General features: G+C 66.6%; 8 protein-coding genes. 2 read left to right on the forward strand and 6 right to left on the reverse strand.

Going from position 1 to position 20,814, the window contains the following annotated elements; genetic code table 11:
- Positions 1-3: 3 nt before the first annotated feature.
- Genes EDC02_RS37430 through EDC02_RS37455 form a run of 6 tightly spaced genes read right to left on the reverse strand, consistent with a single transcriptional unit; the run spans position 4 to position 18,108 of the window.
- On the reverse strand, positions 4-264 hold the full coding sequence (locus EDC02_RS37430) for a hypothetical protein (RefSeq protein ID WP_199758059.1): 261 nt from the start codon (positions 262-264) through the stop codon (positions 4-6).
- Positions 261-2,456 (reverse strand): UvrD-helicase domain-containing protein, encoded by a 2,196-nt coding sequence (locus tag EDC02_RS37435; protein WP_123606802.1) that lies wholly within the window; start codon positions 2,454-2,456, stop codon positions 261-263. Before EDC02_RS37435 ends, EDC02_RS37430 begins: the two co-directional genes overlap by 4 nt.
- Positions 2,449-9,012 carry a DEAD/DEAH box helicase gene (locus EDC02_RS37440; RefSeq protein ID WP_123606803.1) on the reverse strand — a complete coding sequence of 2,188 codons (6,564 nt, stop codon included), beginning with the start codon at positions 9,010-9,012 and terminating at the stop codon, positions 2,449-2,451. Before EDC02_RS37440 ends, EDC02_RS37435 begins: the two co-directional genes overlap by 8 nt.
- Positions 9,009-13,955, reverse strand: coding sequence for a type II restriction endonuclease subunit M (locus tag EDC02_RS37445; protein WP_123607458.1), 4,947 nt, complete (start codon positions 13,953-13,955; stop codon positions 9,009-9,011). The genes EDC02_RS37440 and EDC02_RS37445 overlap by 4 nt, the downstream gene beginning before the upstream one ends.
- Before the next feature lie 8 nt (positions 13,956-13,963).
- Positions 13,964-16,969 (reverse strand): helicase-related protein, encoded by a 3,006-nt coding sequence (locus EDC02_RS37450; RefSeq protein ID WP_233606636.1) that lies wholly within the window; start codon positions 16,967-16,969, stop codon positions 13,964-13,966.
- Between the two features lie 32 nt (positions 16,970-17,001).
- Positions 17,002-18,108 (reverse strand): serine/threonine-protein kinase, encoded by a 1,107-nt coding sequence (locus EDC02_RS37455; protein WP_123606804.1) that lies wholly within the window; start codon positions 18,106-18,108, stop codon positions 17,002-17,004.
- 229 nt (positions 18,109-18,337) lie between these two features.
- Between EDC02_RS37455 and EDC02_RS37460 the strand changes: the two genes are divergently transcribed.
- Positions 18,338-19,936, forward strand: coding sequence for a hypothetical protein (locus EDC02_RS37460; protein ID WP_148083793.1), 1,599 nt, complete (start codon positions 18,338-18,340; stop codon positions 19,934-19,936).
- Positions 19,933-20,706: a hypothetical protein gene (locus tag EDC02_RS37465; RefSeq protein WP_123606806.1), complete on the forward strand. Its 774-nt coding sequence runs from the start codon at positions 19,933-19,935 to the stop codon at positions 20,704-20,706. The genes EDC02_RS37460 and EDC02_RS37465 overlap by 4 nt, the downstream gene beginning before the upstream one ends.
- Positions 20,707-20,814 lie beyond the last annotated feature (108 nt).

Below are 20,814 nucleotides of genomic sequence, written 5' to 3' on the forward strand. Positions count from 1 at the left end.
GGATCACTCTGTTGGCGGCGGCGTGATGTGCTGGCGGTGGGCGATGTCGGTGTGTAGGTGGTCCAGTCGCCGGCAGCGGCGCGTTGATTGCACCGCGATGGTGACGTGGATGGCGAGCATCCGGGCCAGGAGCACGGCGGGGACCTCTCCGGCGAGAGCGAACAGTGCGGTGTTGCGGTCCTGGCGCGCCTGGACGCCGACCTCGCGCAGGCGTTCGGTCAGCCGGGGGGGGGTGCTGATCGACTGTTCCGGTGCGGATGTCACCCGCCGAGTCCTGCAGATCCGCCCGTGACAGTCCGGACAAGTCCGGTAAGGAAGTGGCTGGGTTGGCCCGACCAGGTGATGGAGAGTGCTTCGCGAGCGCGGGTGGCCGAGACGAACAGCAGGGATCGTTCACGTTGGATGTCTCGTTGGTGGTCGAGGTAGTCGGTTTCGGCTGGGGTGACGGCGGCGGGGAGGGGCAGGTTCCGGGTACTGGCGCCGATGATCGCGACGGCTCGGAATTCCAGGCCCTTTGCCCGGTGCATGGTCATCGCCTGGATGCCTTTCTCCGGCGCGGTTGTCTGCCCCGATCTGGCGAGTGTCGCGTCCAGGCCGGCTGCCTGTAGTGCGGTGACAGCCGTGGTTGCCGTGGCGTTGGTGCGGGCGATGACGGCGATTTCGTCGAGCGGGATGCCGCCGCTGTGCCAGCGTCGGATTCGGTCGGCCAGCGCCGCCATCTCCGCTGTTGGTGAGGTGTATCCGGCGACTTCGGGTGTTCCGCCGCGGAGGATGGATCGGTAGCCTCGCAGGCTGTCGGAGCCACCGTCGAGGTCGTCGTAGCCGTCGGGGTCGATGACGTTGATCGCGGCGCTGAGGATTTGTCGGGTGGTGCGGTAGTTCAGCGTCAGGCGGTGGGACCGGCCTCGGATGTCGATGCCGAGTTTGCCGAGGGTGATCCGGTTGTCGTAGATGCGTTGGAAGGCGTCTCCGACGATGAACAGGTCGTCGGGGCCGGCGGGAACCATGGCGCGTAGCAGGGTCCAGTGGGCGGCGTGCAGGTCTTGGGCCTCGTCGACGATCACGTGCTGGTAGGGGCGGTCGGCGTCAGTCCAGTTCGCGGTAGCGTCTCCTGCGCGGACGGCGGCCTGCTTGAATCCGAGGGCCTGGTCGCGGTCGAGGCGACGTTCGAACTCCTGGATCAGTGACCAGACGGTGGCGCGGTCGGATCGGGTGAGGCGGCGTCCTCGTCCGGAGCGGCGCGCGGAGAAGTACTCCTCGCGGGTTCGGATGTTCTGGGCGAGCACGACCTGTTCCCATTCGCTGATCAGAAAGGGCCTGTCAAAAGAGCCGTTCGTGGACAGCCCTGTGATGACGTCGTTCCATCGGGCGGCGATGGCCGCGTCGCCGAGGATTTCCACGTTGACCCACTGGGATTCGGCGTCGTTGCGGAGGACGTCGCGGACCAATTTGTCGATGTTGAGTACGTCGACCTTGGCGGTCAGGTCTGGTCCGCCGAGGTCGTCGAGAAGCCGGTGCAGCAGGTCGGAAAGCGCGTTCGTGTAGGTCGTCAGGAGGATCTTCCGGCCGGCCCCTGAGGGGATGTCGGCGGCTAGGGCCTTGACCCGGTGCAGGGCGACGACGGTCTTGCCGGTACCTGGTCCGCCGGAGACGCGGGCCGGACCGTTGTAGGGCTTGGCGCGGTAGGCCAGCCGGCGTTGCTGGGGGTGCAGGAAGATCCGCCATTCGGACATGGGTTTGAGGAGCATCCGCTCCAGTTCCTCGGAGTCGTCGGTGACGACGGCGAAGGATTCGCGGGTGGCGGGTCGCTCGGTGGCCGCGGCCACGTCGTCGGGGTCGACCGTGTCGTCGGCCTCGGATTGGGTGACGATGTCCGCCCAGACCTCGTCGGTGGTTCTGCCGTCGGCTAGGGCGAGGATGACCTGGCTGGCGAGTTTGGGTACCTGCTCGGCGATGCCGAGCAGCGCGTCCTCGGTGCGGATCTCCCGCAGGGTCGGCGTGAGTGTCGATGCGATGCCGAGCCGGGCAAAGTCGGCGTCGGAGACCTGATCGAAGAAGCCTGGGCGATCGCGGGCGGCGGGCAGGCTGTCTCCGGTACGGAGCAGGACCTCCTGGATGGCACCGTGATCGTAGAACTCCACCCCACCGGTGACCTTGTTGACGTTCCACACGGTCTGGGCGGCGTAGGTGTAGGCGTCGTCGTGGGGTTTGATGCTGGCCAGGTAGAAGGTGGTGTGGTCGGGTCGCCACAGCACGGCCCGGAAGTTGTCGTTGACTCGCGCGGTCCAGACCCGCTTGTCGTGGGCGCCGTGTGGCTGCTTGAGGTTCAGGCCGGCGGCGTCGGGGTCCTTGCGGAGCTTGAGCATGAAGTCGACGACGCGGCGTTGGATGGTGGCGTCGAGGTTCTGGTACGCCTTGTCGAAGGTGTCCGCGAACAGGACGTTGACCTTAGCCACGCGCTGACTCCAACTCTCTGATCAGTTCCGTGATCTCTGGTTCGGCGTCGGGGCCGGCGTGGTGGATGCGCCAGCCGGCGTGGGCGTAGGCGTCGTCCCGTTCGACGTTGTCGTCGACGGCGACGCCGATCCGTGCGTCGGGCCAGGCCAACTCGACCATCCATGCCTCGTCGCCGAGTTCGTAGCCGATTTGGGGCAGGGGTGCGCGTGCGTGGGCCAGCGCGGTCAGGAGGTGTTCCACCAGCGGCGAGGACAGGTCGATCGCGTCGGCCCAGGGTGCGGGCAGCGTGGGTTCGGCTGCCGCTGGCAGGTTGGCGGCGAGTACCGGCACCCGGTGGGGGTCGACAAGCGCGGACTGCGACCAGGCGGTCTGTTCGAAGTAGCTGCCGGGGCCGGCGATGAACTGCAGCAGGTTTGACCAGGCCAGCCACTGCGCCCACCGGTCCCGGTGCTCCTGGTCGGCCAGGGCGGTGGGCCGGTCGTCGAGGCACGCGAACACCGACCAGGCCATCGGGTCCTGTCTGCCCAGCCTGGTTCGGCGGTTGTCGCGGATGCCCACGATGCGGCAGCCAGCTGGGGTAGCCGCGACCAGCCCCACCGCTTCGGCCTGACCCGCGGGTGCCCCGGGCATCGTGGCGTCGCCGGTGACGAGGCCGGGGAGCCGGTCGGCGATGGCCGTCCGGTCGACCGGCCCGGCCGCACCCATCGTGGTTAGTCCGGCCAGCAGTGAGACCGCGCGCCGGGCCCATGTGTGCGGGTCGGGGCTTTCCAGGAACGACAGCAGTGCCTCGACCGGGTTGGCCAGGGCGATGTCCAGTGGCCCGGCGGCGTGGTTCTCCTTCAGCGTGTGGGTGAAGTAGTGGTCGCGGGCCTTGGTTAGGGCACGATCGGTCAGCAGTACCGGACGGGGGGCTTGGGCGTCGAGGCTCTTCTCGACGCAGGCAGCCCAGGATCGGACGTCGTCCCAGGTCAGCTGCCACACCAAGGTGCCGTCGTCGCGTAGCGACGCGCGTTTGGCGGCGTCGGCGGCGATTTCGTTGTTGTCGGCGCTGGCGTGGAAGGTGTAGCCGTCGAGGAAGATCGCGATTTTCGTCCCGTTGTCGGCGGTCAGCAGGTAGTCGGGTTCGCTCCGCACCGCGCCGCCCTGCACCACATGGTCGCGCATCCGCCACCGCACCGCTGGACCGTGCTCGGGTTTGAGCTTCAGCTCGAACTCCACCCCTCGGGAGCCGGCGCGGGATACCAGCGAGAACCGGTCGCGCGCCGCCGGATCGTCCTGGGACTTGTCGGCTTTGGCCCGTAGCGTCTCCACGAACAGCCGCTCCAACTCGCTGTCGGCTAGGGCGTCGATCTGGATGTCGGCGAGGGTCCGAATCTCCTCAGGCTGCCAACCCTCCAGGATCCCGGTGAGTAGTTCGGCCGCGGTCTCCTTGGAGACCAGTTCGTGCTGGCTGGAGGCGACGAATGGCAGCAGGCAGCGGTGGCAGGGCTGGCGGTCCTCCTTGCCGCATGGGCAGCTCTGGATGTGCGTGAGCGCCAGTCGCAGGACCTGCTCCATCGCGTCGGCGTTGGCGAGGTTCTCCAGGTAGCCGGTGCCGCCAGGCATGGTGTCATGCAAGACGAGGAACTGTCGGGGTGTGTCCCGGTCGTCGCCGGGCATGGTGGCCATGACCGCCCGCAGGTGGTCGGGTTCGCCACCGAAGTATTTGGTGATCCCCACCATCAGCGCGGCCTGGAACGATACCGCTCGTTTGGGTACCAGCGTCGTGGAGAACGGCAGCAGCAGCCGTAACGCGTGGGTGCGCAGCTCGTGTCCGGTGGCCAGGGTGACGGTGTCCTCCCGGTGCACACCCAGCTCACGCTGCGGGCACCACCGGGCGTGACGGGTGCCGATCCGGCGGGCCTGCCGGTCGTACGCCTGCGGATGCACTCCCTGCACCGCGCCGCAGTATCGGCAGGCATGGAAGCCTGGGGTCTTTACCGTGTGGCCTGCGATGTCGAAGTCCGAGCCGGGCACCCCGTCTGGGCCGAAGTTCACCTCCCGGATCACCGCTTCCCGGGCGAACTCCACCCCGAAGAACCGGTTGGCGTTGCGCCACGCCCGCAGCCCTTGGGGCTGCAGCGGGTCGATATCCACGAGCGTCACTGTCACGTACCGCCGCCGGTCGCGCTCGTCGCGGTCGTCGGTGATCCGCGCGTCCTCGCGGCGTTCACGGGCCCGGGTGCGTTCGGGCACCAGCACCTGCCGGGCGGAGGCGGCCCGGTCGGCGATTCCCCCGTCCTTGCACCGGGGGCAGCGTTGCAGCACCACCTCGGCGCCTTCGGTCAGCACATACCCACAGGCCCGGCAGAACCGCCACGTCGTGTAGGCGGCCCGTTGTGGGGTGCCGACGTCCAGGCCGTCGATGATGTACTTCGACCCGTCGGCGTGGAAAGTGTTACCTGGCGCCAGCTCGGTCAGGGCCAAACCCGCGCCCCGGCCGTACTCGGTCTCGGTCTCCTGGAACTCCCCGTCGGGATCCTTCCACCACAGTGCCGCGTCCAACCACGTCGGGTCATCATGCAGGGTGTAGTTGGGCAGCAACCCGAGCCGCACCAACGCGTTGACCGAGTTCTCCTTGACCAGACTGTCCAGTCTGCGCCGGACCGCCTTCAGCTCGGCGAACAGAGCCCGCCGGTCGTCGCGGCGGTCGGAGTCAGTGGTGTCGATGGGAATCGCATCGAACGCGGCGTTGATACCAGCCAGCCGCTGCTGCAACTCCTCACGCCGCCGCCGCCACGCACTGACCGCCTTACCGACCTCGACCTCGATCCCCTCTTCCGCGAACTTCTCAACCGCGCGGCGGGCATCATCGCCAATGTCCGGGAACAACGCGATGAACGCGGCCGACAGCACACCGTGTCGAGCGGCGGACACATCGAGCAGCCGGCGGAGCCATCCTCCCGCATCGTCCAGGCCCGACTGGAACAGCTCCCCGATCCACCTCGGCATCGGCGCGCCCGGCGCGGCGGTGCCGTCCCAGAGCGAGCGGTCTGCCGCCCGGTCGAACAGGTACGCCAGATAGTGCCGACGCAGGATCTCCACCGCGTCCAGGTAGCAGGCCGGTGGCACGATCCGCCCGGCCAGCATCGCCGCCGGCCGGTGCAGGTAGTACTGGTTACGGGCCCGCCGCGGCACGAACGCCATCACCAGAGCGTTGCCTGTTGCCCGCCCAGCCCGGCCGATGCGCTGGGCGTAGTGCGCCGGCCCCGGGGGCATCGAGGTCAGCAGCACCGCCGACAAGTCGCCGATGTCGATGCCCAGCTCCAAGGTGGGCGTGCAGGTGAGCACGTTCGGATCAAAGGGGTGGGTGCGGTGTTTGAAGGATCGTTCGACCTGCTGCCGCTTGGGTTTGCTCAGCGCCCCGGTGTGCTCGGCGGTGAGCACGTCGCCGGGGCGGTCTCGGTGATACAGCCGCCGGTAGAAGTCGTCACCTGACCGGGTACGGACGTCCTGGACGAACCGGCCAGGGCACCGGAACCGCAGGCACGGCATCCCCACCCACGCCTGCAACGACCCCGGAGCGACGGTCTGCCGCCAGGTGCACTCCGAGCACCGCACCCCGTACGCGGCCACCTCCTCGGCCGCCTCACCGTGGACCAGCGAATGCACCTGAATCCGCCTAGGCGTCAACGCGTACACGGTGGCGCCGTTGCCCGCGTACCGCGTGTCGACCAGACCCTGCTGGGCGAAGACCGCGAACGCCAGGGTGTTCAACCGCGCGGCCTCATCCGGACTACCGGTGACGGTGCGCTGCGCCCAGTCGGTCAGCCAGGTCGCCGTACGCCCCCGGGCCAGGTTGTCGAACCCGGTGTCCCCATGCCCTCCATTGATCATGAAAATCGGGGCGGCCAGCCCTCGGGGAAAGGCTGGCATGCCGGTGGGGCGCCCACCCCAGATCGGCCACCGGCGTGCACCGGCCTGCCCCACATACAGGTCAAGCCACGGATGGAAGATCGCGCCGCGTAGCCGCATCCGCTCCAACAGTCCTCGGGCATACCCGAGGTAGGCCCGTTCGTCGGCTGGGAGCGTCACCGTTCCCGGGATTCGCCGGTGCGCGTTCTTCAACTCAGTGACCAGTTCATCCGGATCCGGGATGTGGATGTCGACGGCGGCGGTGCGGGTGAGCTCCAGGGTGCGACCAATGCGCGACCGCAGCCCGAACTCCAGCTGGGTCTGAAACACCAGCCGATCCTGCAGCATCTCCATCGCGCTGGTCACCAGCTCCCCGTCGAGCAGGCGCAGTACCTCAGGGTTCTCCCGCAGGTCCGGTGGGATCAACGACGCCAACCGATCCCGGTCGGAGGTCTTCTCATGTTCGGCCACCGCCGACTCGGCCGCGTCCATAGCCAGGTCATGTACCGCCACCGGTACGTCAGCGCGCAGGTTGGCCGTCAGCAGGCCGCGAAACGTGAAACCGAACGAACGGTGGGCGATGAACCCGGCCCGGTGGGTGGCGTCCTGGACCGCGTCGGTGAACGCCAACAGCTTGCGCTCGCCATCGGCGAGGTGTCGCTCCGAGAACAACTGCGTCGTGGTCACCGACGCCAGGGTCGCGGTCCCCGCACCGAGGAACCGCATCCCGTCGTCCAGACCGCAGGACGGGCAGGTGTCGTCGTCGCCCTGCGGGACCGCCCCCACCACCGTGATGACCGGCACCGTCCGGTCGGTCGGGTTCGCCAGCAACTGGCGGCCTTCCCCGTCCAGGTGCAGCACATGCGGATCGTGCTCGCTGGCCCGCATCATCCACCGGATCCGGCTCTCGCGGCGGCCGGCCGCCCGGTAGATCTCCAGCGGGCGGGTCCTCAGGTCCCGCCAGTCCAACGCGGCGTCCTTCGACAGCGCCGCCCACCCGGACTGGCCACAGTGCCGGCAGTACACCGCGGGCAGGTGGCAGCGCAGTGCCGCCGGGGGCGGCGCCGACGTGTCGGTGTCCGGGTCCTCGGCCGCAGCGTCGCGGTCGTTCGACCGGTACACGGCCAGGTTCAACCAGTTGGGTCGGCTGTCCCCGGTCGGCCCATCATCATCGAACCAACGAAAGTGCGGCTCGTAGGTGGCCGCTCGGATCACCCGCCGAATCTCCCGCACCCACAGTTGCGCCTCCACCTTCATCAGCGGACGCAGCCTGCCCTCCCGATCCGCGGTGCGCGCGACCGAGACCAGAGCCAGCAGCCGCATCAACGCCGCAGCGAACTCCGGCTTCGGCGCGTCCGTCCGCGACGGCGCCCACGCCCGCCCACCGCCGTGCACCGCGAACGGCTTCGCGATCTGCCCGATCGTCAACGGCGCGTGGGCCGCCGACTCCAGCAGCGCCTTCACCAGGATGTGATGGCGCAGCCGCTCACCCAACGCCACCGGGTCCCGCGCGTCGATCCCGACCGTCATCCGCGCCACCTCGTCGAGGTCGGCCGGGTTCCCCAGCGGATCAGCGATGGCCGCCAGCCGCTCCGGGGTCGGAAACGGCAGCTCGAAGTCGATCTCCCCGCAGAACTCCTCCGATGTCAGCCGGTCCTCACCGATCAGGGCGTCTAGGTCGAACTTCACCCCGAACACCTGTTTGGCGAAGGTCAGCAGCTTGTCTCGATCGGCCTCGGCCGAGTGCTCACCTAGCCCTGGGTCCGCGGCCCCGTCGCTGGCGAGGGTCGCCGAGGTCGCGACGGGCGTGATCTGCCCCAGTGGCCTGCCCCGCTCGGCCAACCTCGTTGCCGCCCCCAACCGGCGCAGCAGCATCGCCACGTCCGTGCCCTGCGCGCCGTCGTAGGTGTGGAACTCATCAAGAACGACATACCGCAGCGACCGCTCCTGCCACAGCGGCAGATCCGGGCCTCGCTGCAACAACAGGTCCAGCATCTTGTAGTTGGTCAACAAGATGTCCGGCGGGTTCTCCCGAATCTCCTCCCGATCCCGCAGCACCCGGCTAACCGACAGGTCATCATCCAGACTCGACGAGCCGAAATCCCGCGCGTACGAGCTGGGGCTGCCATCCTCGTCGCCGCCCATACGGCCGCCACCGATATAGATCCCCGCCGTCACGTCCCGCAACGCCGGATCGCCGCTCAGCAGCTCGTCGATCCGCCGAGCCTGGTCATCGGCGAGCGCGTTCATCGGATACAGCAGCAGCGCCTTCACCCCACGCTGACCCTGCGCCCGAGCCCGGCGGCAATGGTCAAGCACCGGAATCAGAAACGACTCCGTCTTGCCCGAACCAGTCCCAGTGGTAACGATCGTGGGCTTGGGCAGCTGCCCCTTCGACGACAACCGCAGCCACGCCCTCTCCTGATGCAGGAACGGCTCAAACCCAGCAGGAAACCAGTCCAGAACACGACGATAGATGCCGGTCGCCGGCTTGAACCCCGGCCGCACCCGCAGATACGGCCCGCGAAACACACCCGTGCGCTCGTCGTTGAGAAACGACTCCAACACATCGTGGACATCATCGTCAGCCAGGGCGAACGCCGTCGTCAGATACTGAACCAGGCTGCCCTTAAGATCCTCAACCGCCAACGACGGGATCACGGCTCTACCACATCCGGATACTCCCCGGCATCCAACCGACGCTGAAACTCCTCATAGGCGCGGGTCATCTCCGCCTCCCGATCAGGCTTCACCCAACCGGCCGGGATCTCCGGCCCCGGCGCACCTGTCAGCTCCGCCTTCTTCCACGCCTTCACGATCGCCGCCTCAGCCTCCGTCTGCCGAACCCCACGATTGTGGGTCTCCGCACCGATCTTGTGCCCATCAGGCGCGAAGAACATCTCCCACTCGTACTTGCGCAACACCGCGAACTGCGACCGATACATCGCGCAGAGCTGCTCGGCGGTCAACCCCAGCATCAGCGCAACAAGGGCGTCAAGCTCCACCAAAGCGAGGCGACGATCATAGTCGGTCCGCAACGGTGTGGACGTCGCCCATCCCGGCCCGATCCCACCCAACAGTGTGCGGCCCAACGCCGGATCCGCCCATCGGTCAGCCAACCACGCCTCGTCGAACAATCCCTCCCACAACGGCGCGTAGTCCCGTGTCAAACAGTTCAACCGCAACGTCCGCAACAACAATGGCCGCGTCAACACATGCGCCAGTGGCGCCGGAAACTGCAGAGCCACATCCATCTGGATGTCCTCTTTACCTGATACCTTACAAATGAAGTCGAACGGAAGTGACGCCCAGAGTCCGGCGGTGGTTGCAGTCTTGCGAGTGCTCTCCATTGCTAGAGTACAAACCGTATGGACATGCGTTGGGCCGGGAAGCAGTAACGCCGCATGGTGAGTCCGCTCAGTTCCCGGATCAACCCGCTTGCGCCACGCCACGCGCCAGTAATGGGAGGCCGGCCTATCGCCCCACATTCGCTGCATTGAAGTAAATTCGGCAGGATCGCAGATGCGCATATGATTTGTCCTAGGGATAACAGTCTCCGGCAACGAGACGAGATCCCACTCGGCGTAGTCCTTATTGCTACGGCAGCCCTCGTTTGGCTGCTTTGCAAATGGCGTACCAACCGTGAAGTGTGGCCCCTGAAGGATCGCGTCATCCCAACCATCAGGAAAGGAGGACTTTTCCGCAATCGCGTTTCGCTTGCGCGCGACACCTTCCTCGATTCCACGCGTCCACCAGTACGGACTAAAGCCAAGTCTGCGAGGAAATTGACTTATTGTTCGTATTGCCTCGTTGTCATCCACAGTCAAGGGGCGCAATCCTCGGGCCTGACCCGCAGGGGTTCCTTCGGGGTCGGCGAATGCGGCCCAGTCCCGGAGAGTCGAAGCTGTAACGCTAATAACACGAGACCAATGTGGTCTCGTGTCCCACCCGCCAGAGGGGTTCTGGATCCCAGGAACGGGTGCGTCTATGTCACCTTTATAGTCGATCGAGCCATCGATCATACTCGGGTGGATAAGTCTAGCCATCTGAACGAATTTGATACTGCGCGGCGAGCCGTAGACGTTGATGCCAAACTTTCGATTATTATTGACCTCCTCAAAGAGGAGGACATTGTTACCGAATTGAAAATGACGACGTAGCCGAGGGTAAATCTCTGCACGAAATTCGCCGCCGGCAGGATCAGCAAAATGCTGTTCCTCGTGAATGAGAGCGCAGATTCCATCCGCCCGCATGCTGCGCCACGTTCTCTCGATGAAGTTCGTATAGAGATTAGTTTGTATGCCCGAGAGAATCCGATGCTCGACCGAGGATCCCAGTTGTTCATTCAAGCCCGCCCAAGAGTTCAGGTCGGCTAGGTATCCGCGAGTCGTCGCTACATCAGCAAGGACTTCCCCACGACGGCGGTTGAACGCAGCCTCAGGAATCTTGTCTTGAAGGGAGAACCAAGGCTCGAACTCGGAGAGGGCGAGTTTATCGTCCCAGACTGGCCGCACCCAAGGAGGGTTACCAACTTGGAGGTCGAAGCCGCCTCTGGCGAAGATTTGAGCAAAACCGAGCTCCCAATGGAAGAAGCCCTCCCGGTTAGCGATCTCATCGAGAACTGCCCACCAGCCAAAGCGTCGGTCGACCGCAATTTCCTTCATCGCCATACAATGAGCAAAAGACCGATCAAGGTTGTCCTCGACGGCGAGCTGATGAAATTCCTTATCTGCACCAAAGAGACCGAGTGGATCGTCTAGCCCCGCATGGGAATCTCGCTTTCTCGGGTTGCTTCGGTCGGCCTTTGGCGGCTGGATGCCGAGAACGGCTTCGCAGAAGGAGAGCCATTCGTCGAGTGTCGGTGGGGCGATGTCGGTGCCCTGGCCGACGGGCCAGAACCATAGGGCGCACCAGGCATCCATGACGGTCTTCAGGCGGTTGTAAGGGGATTCGCGGTCCTCGTACAACGCCTTGGTGATCTCGTCTCGGCTGACCACGCCGGACGCTGGCTGCGGCAGCGGCCGGGTGGGGTCGAGGCCCCAGACGTCGATGGTGCGGCGGATCTCCTGCTCGGAGATGGCGATCCGCTTTCGGGTCAGCTCCCACAGGCGTTCGACCCGCCGGGCTAGCGCTAGGAGTCGGTCCTTGGTCTTCTTGTCGCTGGGCAGGGTGCGGATCGCCTGGCGCCACTTCCTCAGTGCTTCGCGCTCGTCCGGTACGAGTTCCCTGGCCTGGAGGGCGTCGACCACAGCGCCCCAGCCCTCGGCGGGCAGCAAAAAGTGGTGGATCTCGTCGTCGGTGAGGCGGTCGATGACCTGGCCATCGGCGTCGCAGGCCATCGGCCGGTCGGTCGGTGGGGTGGTTCGCCAGGCACCGCGCTTCAACAGTTCGGTGCGGTAGACGGCGCGGCGGGCACCGATGAGGGAGTTTCCTCGTCTCAGGTGCAGGCCGAACCAGGGGGCTTCGAGCTTCTCGTGCATGACGTTGAGCCAGATCGAAACCTCGGCCAGCTCGACGGCGGTGGCGTTGAGGTCGACGCCGTAGCAGTTGTGCAGGGCAAGGTATGCCTTGACCTTCTGCCGTTCGATTTCCCGCTGGTCTGGCAGGAGCTTCTCGCCGCGTTCGTGCTGGGCTCGGTCGAGGTAGGCGTCGGCGAGTTGGTTGATGGCCTCGTTGAGGAACGCCCCGGAGCCAAGCGCCGGCTCGCAGATGGTGAGGTCGAGGATGTCCCGGGCGGTCGTCTCGTCGGTGAGTAGTTCGGCGAGGGCGTGTTTGACGGTGCACTGGGTGAGGACTTCGGGGGTGTAGTAGGAGGCGGAGCGTTGCCGTTCCCGCCCGGAGAGCCGGTAGACGAACGAACCCTTACGGTGGACGACCCGCTCCAGGTCGCCGGTGATCGGGTTGGTTCGCAACACGAAGTACTTCGGGTGGTAGTCGCTGGCCTGGCGGACCGGGACGATCCAGGTGCCCTTGGACGGGTCTGCCTTCTCTTTGTCCTCCCCGTCGGCGGTCTTCCCGGTGGCTTTGATGGTCTTGGCGACCTCGTAGACGTCCTCGGGGGCGAAGAACCCGGTGTAGGACATCAGCCCCTCGTACACGGCGCCGAGCTGGTTGATGCCGAGCTGGGCGTAGGAGATGAAGCCCCGCTGACCCGAGGAGCGTCCCTGCCCCCGACCGCGCCCGGTCTGCTCTGGGGTAAGCATGAGCAGGTTGAGAACCTGCCAGAGACACTTGTTGCGCAGCCGTGTGTCGACGGTGTGCTGCCCGACCCGTACTCGCTGCCCGATCAGCTCGGTGCGCTCGGGATGGAACAGGTCCGACTTCAGCGCCTCGAACCGGATGCCGTCAGTGTCGACGGCGACTTCGTTGCCGTCCTCGTCGTAGACGGGGACCTCGTCCGGGCGGTGCCGGCGGTGCCCCTCGTCGACGAGCGTGAACAGCAGGCTCAGGCAGTGGTGGAAGTACAGGCCCTCCTCTGCCTCCTCCGGCAGGTCGTAGCTGACGGTGTCGGCGAGCCTCGCCAGCCCGTAGCCTTGTTTGTATGCCTCGTTTCTGCTGGGCAGGATGCCCAGCTCTGGCCGGGCCTCGGCGTAGAGCAGGAACAGGATGCGGTAGAGGTAGCGCAGCGACTGCTCGGTCAGGCGGCGGGCGAGGGTGTCGCCCAGGTCGTCGGGGTCGGCGCCCTGCTCGCGGATCCGGTTGAGGATCTCCTGGGCGATCAGTTCGACGGACTGGCGCAGCGCCTCCCGTAGCTCCTTGGAGACCTTGACCGAGTGTTTGTAGCTCTGGTCGACCAGGGCGGCCAGGGCGCTCTGGCCGTCGAAGGTGAGCAGCGATTCGGCGCCGAAGAGGGCGGCGATGGTCTCCAGCTCACCACCCGGCGTGTCGTCCTTGGTGTGTAGCGCCTGGGTCAGGTTGACCGCGAGATATCCCCGGGGCCAGGCTCCGCGGTCGGCGAGGAGCACGACGTTGCCGGCCAGCAGCAGCACGTACCGGGGTGGATCTTCGCAGGCGAACAGGAACTCGATGGCCTTGCCGGCGTGCTCCATCCCGTCGTCGCCATCGAGTTTGATCGGGGACAGCAGACGGCAGCCGCCAATTGCGTCGACGATGCCTTCGGCGTCGTCGGCCCAGGTGGCGTCCAGAGCGACGAGTTCCAGGCCCCCCGCTCCTGTGACAGCGAGCGCGACGGGAACCTGGCGGTGTTGGTCGAGTTGGACCACATCCAGGGTGGTGTGGCGCAGCCACGCTGTCGACGGTGATTCGTCGGTGGCGGGGGCGTTGAACGCGAGTGCCCGTAGCACCGCGTCGTTGAGGTCGCGGACCTGTTCGACGATCCGCGGGTCGGTGAGCGCTTCGACGGTGGGGGTCTCCCCGAGCTGTTCGGTGATCTGGTTGCGTCGGGTGAAGAAGTGCTGGCCCAGGGCCTTGATGCCCTGCGCGGAGCTGGCCGGCACCTCGGCGACCGGTGCCCCGCTGGCCGCACTGGTCTTCTGCGCGTCCCTCCAGCGTTTCCGCAGCCCTTCGAGGTCATTCTTCAGCAGCGAGGTCAGGTAGTGGTCGGAGATGTACTCGCCATAGTTGGTGATCGAGTTGAACGCCATGGCCTGCCTCACACGCTCTCGGGGACGAGTACTCCGACGATGCGGATCATCGGTTCGCCGTCGGTGGAGAGTTCGTCGATCAGTTCCTTGACCTTGGTCACCGTGTGCCGTACCCGTTGCTCGGCGCGGTTTCGGACGACGGTGAGGGTGAGCTGCTCATAGCGGGCGCCGGTCGCGGCCTCCCAACGGTGCAGTTGGTCGGCGTACTCGGTGAGCGGGGCCATCAGGTTGTCCTCTTCGGCGGCCAGCCGGCGGCGCATTTCGGCGCGGGCGGTCTCGACGGCCTGCGGCACGAGTGACCGTAATCCGGTGAGGTCGCCGACCGCGCTCATCCGCATCTCTCGGTTGACCTTCGCGTCGTGGAGCACCTGGATGAACTCCCGCTCGTCGACGTGCATTCCGTTCTCCCCGCAGTGCAGGGCCAGCCAAGCCAGCACCGTCGGTTTGCCCTGTTTGTTCGAGTATCGGGCGTTGACGAGGAACACGGGCGCGGTGACTTTGGCGGCGATGACCGGCGCGGTCAGGCGCCTGGCTTGGGTGGTGTCCGCGGACTTGCGGGCGAGGACCTTGTCGACCAGCCATTCGGTGACGGGGTGCTGGTCGGTGAGGTAGGACATGTCTGGCCAACCGGACTCGGCGAATTTCTGCTCACGGGTCGCCGCACCGCGGCGTTTGGGGCGCTCGCCGCTGTGCCTGCGCGCCAACTCCAGGCGGGCCTTGGCGACGTCTGGGGAGAAGGTGAGCGTCATCCGTTCCAGGATCCGCCGTTCGTCCAGGTAGGACTGCGGTAGGACCTTGAGGCGTCGCTGCAGGTCCGCCAGGCGGTTTCCGTCGCGGTTGAGCTCGAACTCGAAGGTGTCCGGGTAGTCGGTGGCGTCCAGCCAGGTCAGACCGATGGCCTCCGCCGGGTTCTGGTACGCCTCGGCGAAGGCGTCTTCGACGAACTCACGGGTGGATCCGAACAGCCTGGGCTGACGTACCGTGTCATCGGGTTGGACGCCGGCGGCGAACCCGGCGTCTTGCCCGTCCTGGTCGAACCCGCCGCCGGCCATGAAGATGTCGTCGGCGTCTGTCGGCTCGTCAGGCACGATCTCGTCGATGTCGCGGCCGGCGAGGAACGCCTCCTCGACGCTGGTCTCCTCGGACTGCTCGTCACGCAGACCCATCAGCGCGGCGGCCTCTCCCAGGGTGCGGTGCGCGGTGTCCTCCTTGTCCGTCAGCTTCCTCGACACCGATTCGTCGGCCTCATGGGCCGGGTTCGCCGACCGGTGTAGCAGCACCCTGATCTGGGGGGAAACGCGCTGCCCGTAGCGGTCGATCCGGCCGTTGCGCTGTTCGATGGTAATCAGCGACCACGGGATGTCGTAGTGGATCAGCTCGTGGCACTGGCGATGCAGGTTGACTCCCTCCGCGGCGACGTCGCTGGTCAGCAGGATCCGCACATCGCTGCCTTCCAGCGCGAAGTCCTTGACGATGCGCTGCTGGGCCTCGTCGGACTGACTGCCGTGCAGAATCCGCACCGGGCCGGTGACACCCTTCTCGCCCTGCCCTGCCGCGTCATGCTGGATGAACCCCAGCCGGGCCGGAAGCTGCCGGTAGAGCCAGTCGATCGTCTTACGCCGCTCGGAGAAGACCACCACCCGAGTCGGCGACTTCGGCCCAACACCGAGCTGCGTGAGGACCCGGACCAGCGCGGCGAGCTTAGCGGAGTCGCCGTCGGTCACCTGCCTGGCCAGCTCGCCGAGGCGCCGCAGGGCTACAGCCTCGGCGGAACGTTCCGGGTTGGACTTATGCCGGTCGAGGCGACCGGCGACGGTCTCCAGCAACGCTTCGTGGGAGGAGAGAAATGCCTTGAGTAGCGTCACGGGGAACAGCCGGCTGCCCTTGCCCGTGACCGGAGCCGACTGGCCCGGCGGCGGGGTGATCCAGGTCGAGTACAGCTCATCGAGGACCGCCTCCTCCGGCGGGGTTGCCCAGCAGTCGACGAACTGGGGCTTGGCGCGCTCGGCCCACTCGGTACCCAACTGGGCGGCCACGTCCGGACTCATCTTGTGGCGGCGCACATACAGGTGCGCCAGCTGATCCCGGGTGGCGCGCTTCTTGACATCGACGATGGACGTCGGGTCGATCAGGCTGATCAGCTCGTTGAACGACTCGTCGTCGCCGTTGTGCGGGGTGGCCGAGGCCAAGATGAACGCATGAGTCGTCGGCGCGAGCACCCGGGCAAGCTGGTTGTTCAACGCCGTCTTGCTGATCAGCTTGTGCGACTCGTCCATGACAACGGCGTCCCACTGCACCCGACGCAACTGCTCCCGGTATCGGGCACTTTTCAACGTGTCGATCGAGGCGATCACCCGCTGGTAGTAGTCGAACGGGTTCCGCCCCGCGGGCAGTTGCCGCTGCATCCGGGCAACCCCGGTGGAGTCCAAGCGGACCAGCCCGATCGCGAAGCGGGTCCACAGCTCGTGCTGGAACTGCTCCAGGATGTGCCGTGGCGTTACCACCAGGATCCGATCCCCACGCCCCCGCCGGATCAGCTCCGAGAGCAGCAGCCCGATCTCCAGAGTCTTGCCGAGCCCCACCGCGTCGGCGATCAGCAGCCGAGGTCGCAGGTTCGCGAACGCCCGCTTCGCCGGCTCCCGCTGATACAGCAGATCGTCGGCCAGGTGCGTGCCGGCGGTCGCCAACCGCCGTTCTCCCTGCGGCAGTGGCGTCTTACGCAACAGTGCCTCGATGAACAACCGGGAGCGGCGGAACCCGGGCGACGTGTCATGGATGAGCTGGGTGTCCTCCGCGAGCAGCGGCTCCACCGCGTCCAGGCTGCCGGGACGGTGGAAGAAGACCGCCGTCTGATCACGCACCAGCGGAGAGGTCCCGGTCACCACCAGCCGCACACCATCCTGGGTGTGGCTAACCTCGGTGACCAGCCACTCCTCATCGCGGACCAGCACCGTCATCCCCGAGGCGAACTGACGCCTGTCGCCCTGATCCGCACCCACGATCGGCTCGCTCATTCACTCATCCCGTACATGAACATCCGGTCACGCTACCTTCCGTAGCTATCCCGACGGCGATCTGCCGCGTCGTGCCACCGGGCGACCCAGTCGCTGCCGAAGATCCCCTTCGCCGACCGTCGCCGCTCCGGCCCAGGATCGGCCTTCGACTCGCCGCCGCCTGCCCCGACATCCGCGCCGCCGGAGTCACTCGTGGCTCCACCTCCTCCGGTCGTCGCCAACACATGTTCCGGTACAGGCACCGGCTCGGCCGCCCACTGCTCCACGAAGTCGCGGATCTCCACCGGCAACGGCAACCCAGCCTCGCTCGCCAACGGCACGGCGAAGTCCGTCAGGTGGTCCAGCGCGGTCCGGAACACCGTCAACGCCGTCGGGCGATGGTCCGGATGAACCGCCAGGCAAGACTCGACCAGCTCATACAGCTGGTCCGGCACCCGGTCCAGGTTCGGCGGGGCCCCCGCCAACCGCTCGTGGTGCATGACGTCCTGGAACGGCGTCCGCCCGGTCATCACCCAGACCAGCACCGCACCCAGGGCGAAGACGTCCGACTTCTCGGTCGCCGCCCGCGGATCCAGCAGGTGCTCATTCGCGCAGTACTGATCGGACCCGAAAAATCTCGGCTCAACGGTGATCCCAGCCCCCGTGGTGAACCGGGAGATCCCAAAGTCGATGACCTTGATCCCGGACTGCTCCACCAGGATGTTCTGCGGCTTCAGATCACGGTGCAGGATCCCCTTCGCGTGGATCTCAGCCAGCGCCTCGCCCAACCCCGTCGCCAGCCACCACGCAGGCAACACCTCAAATGCCCCATACTGGTGCACCAATCGGTCCAACGACGGAGCGTGGACGTACCGCGTGGCCAACCAGGGCGGTTCGTCCCCGCCACCAGAGTCCAACAACGCGGCCGTATGCAGGCCCGCCATGGTCTTGATCAGCTCAATCTCACGACGGAACCGCTGCCGCCACAGGTGCGAACTCGCATACTGCGAGCTGAAGATCTTCACGGCGGCCGGTTCGTCGATGTCGGACCGAAAGCCGAGAAAGACGGTGCCGAACCCGCCCTGACCGAGGCGATGAGTCAGCCGAAAACCCCCGCACTCCGTCGGGTCATCGGCCCGCAGGGGCTGCCACGGCACCATCCATGCTCCCCTATCCGTCTCGAAGTCGCCCGCCAGTCCTTCGATCCGGCGCTATCCTACGGCGCTCAAGCACCCATACGTCACAGCGCACAGCGCGTGGGTCAGTCCAACGACATAGAGACGCGGTCGTACGTCACTCGGTCGTCGAAGCTACCGACGACAAGCAGTGGATTCGTCGGCACGTGCGGTTACCGTACGAACGGCAGGAAGCGTGTTTGAGAGGGGCGTGGTGGACATGCTGTTCGACCCGCCGGGTGCCTCGACGGCGCCCGCGCCGGCCGGGATGAGCGATCTGTCGGTATTCGACCGTACTTTCCCGGCGCGGGTCGCGGTGCTGATGCGGTCTCGACCTATCAGCGACGCCATTGTCGCTGCGTCTCGGCAAGGCTGGCCGGAGGCTACGTACGACGTCTCCACGTTGGCGCTTACGGCGATCGACCTGGTCATCGCGCAGCAGGGCTTCGACGAGGAAGCGACCTATGAAGATGTCGTAGGTGGACTGACTATGCTGGCCCGGCGCGCCGCGCCGGGCCAGCCCGCGTTCGAGCACCGTCGGGTCGCTGAGTTCACGCTGGATGCGCTGCTGAACAGAGGTGAGCGGGAAGCGCCGTTCACCTACCGCATCAGCGACTTCACCGGCGAAGCCGGAACGCACCAGCAGCGGCAGGTGCAGTTCCGGCTGCTGATCGAGCGAGAAGACCCCGTCCGTGGTGACGTGGTGCTCAATGCCACCCGGGACGCGATCAACGCGCTGGTGGGCGGCCTTGAGTTCGATGTCGAAGACGAGCAGGTCGCCAACGAGATCCTGCTGGAGCGGCAGCTGGCGAAGGGCGCGTTTGACGCCGCGGAGAGGGCTGCGGTCCGGGCACGACTGCTGTCTGTCTCGCTCGCTGAGGACCTCAACGAGTTGATCAAGAACACCCGCCGCGACCTGCGCACCGTCCTGCAAAAGTGGGCAACCGTCGTCCCGGAACGGCTAGAGGCGGCCCGCCAACACATCGCGGCGAGGATGGAGTCCGAGCACCGGCTGATTACCAAGGTCCGTGAATCGCTGGACTCCGAGGACCAGCAGGTGACGGCGGCAGCGGCCCGGATCGCCGGACTGCTCACGGAATGCTCGCGGCGTCACGATGCCTTGCACCGGCAGGTCATTACCGCGCGCAGCGTCTTCCTGGAGGAACAGGACAGGCAGGCGTTCCGGCCGCCGGCGGATGGTCACTTGCCCGACATCGGTCGGGAGATCTTCACGCCGCTGCTCGGTCTGGATACTGAGACGACGCTGGTGGTGACCGGGCGGTGGTTGTCCGACATCACTGGTCCGCGGCCTCCGAAGCTGCCGCGGATGTACCGGCTTGTCTACGACCTGTGGGCGGTCCGAGAAGTGTCAGACGACGACCACGATCTTGACGACGACGATGAGGCGGGAGATCCAGATCCACCGACGATCGGGCCGGACATCGTGGACGCCGCACGCCGGGTCGTGGCCAGGACCGGGCTGCCCGCCCGGCTATCGGCGTTGCTCGCCGATGCTCTTACCGCGCCCGACCTGAGCAGCGGCTCCGATCGGCGGCGGACAGCGGAGATCCTCGCCCTTGCCGCGCTGTTGTGCTTCGCTCCAGAGGATTCCGACGCAGGGCATACAGCGTCGGTCGATCTCACCGCTCGGATCCTGGGGCCGCGGGCGGTGGCCGACGCCGATGAGCTGAGGCTCGATCTGTCCGGGTGGGATGGCGATGACCTGATCATCGCCCCGCACCCCGACGCCTTGGCGACCGCCAATCCACCAGCAGTCACTGACCATCACTCATCCGTGCAGGGGACGGCATGACGCTGACGCAGAACGATCACACCGACATCGGGACCCTGCTCGCGTACGCCCTGCAGCCCACCCAGCGGCCCGGACGCAGTCAGGAGTACCGCCGGGTGCTCGCCCGGTACCGCACAGAATCCGACTTCCGTATCGCTACCGACGCGGTCCTGCACGGACTGCACGCCCGCGTCCTGTCCGACGCGGACTTCGGATTGGTCCTCGGCGTCAGCCCCGAGTCGCCGTTCGCGTTCCGCGTCTCGGACATGCCGAACGCGGCAACCCGCACCGGCCGTCTGATGGCCGGGCTCGTCCTGGTCGGCGCCGCCGCCTACGCGTATCCCACCCCGCCCGACCTTGAGGATGAACGAATTCGACGTATCCCAGACGTCGAGTTCGAACAGTGGCTGCGCTCGGCGTGCGAGCAGATGCAGGTCCGGGATGCCGCCGGCGAACCCGTCCCGGACGACGGTCTGGACGAGGCATGGCGGGTCTACCACGAGATGCCCTCCACCCTCGTCGGCGACAAAGGCCGCGCATCCGGACGACTGTCACCCAAGTGCACGCTGTACTGGGTCCGCAACATCCTTGGCTGGCTCGTCGAGCAGGGCATGGCCCGCGCCGACAGCACCGGCGGAACCTGGATGCTCACCGAGCGGTTCCGCATCCAGGTCAAGGACATGGCCAGCGAACCGGCATACACATTCCTTGCCGACCTCGCCCGCCGCAGGCCTACCCGCCCAGCTACCTCTGCCCAGCAATCTTCCGAGAACAGCGTGGAGGAGTCGTGACCTACCACCTGGCCGCGTTCCGGCTGCACTCGATCGGTGAACGATCCGCCCGGTTCACCGACGTCACCCTCGACCTCACCGCTCCGCGTGGGGTCACCAAGGGTCCGG

This window comes from Micromonospora sp. Llam0 (assembly GCF_003751085.1).
GTDB lineage: Bacteria > Actinomycetota > Actinomycetes > Mycobacteriales > Micromonosporaceae > Micromonospora_E.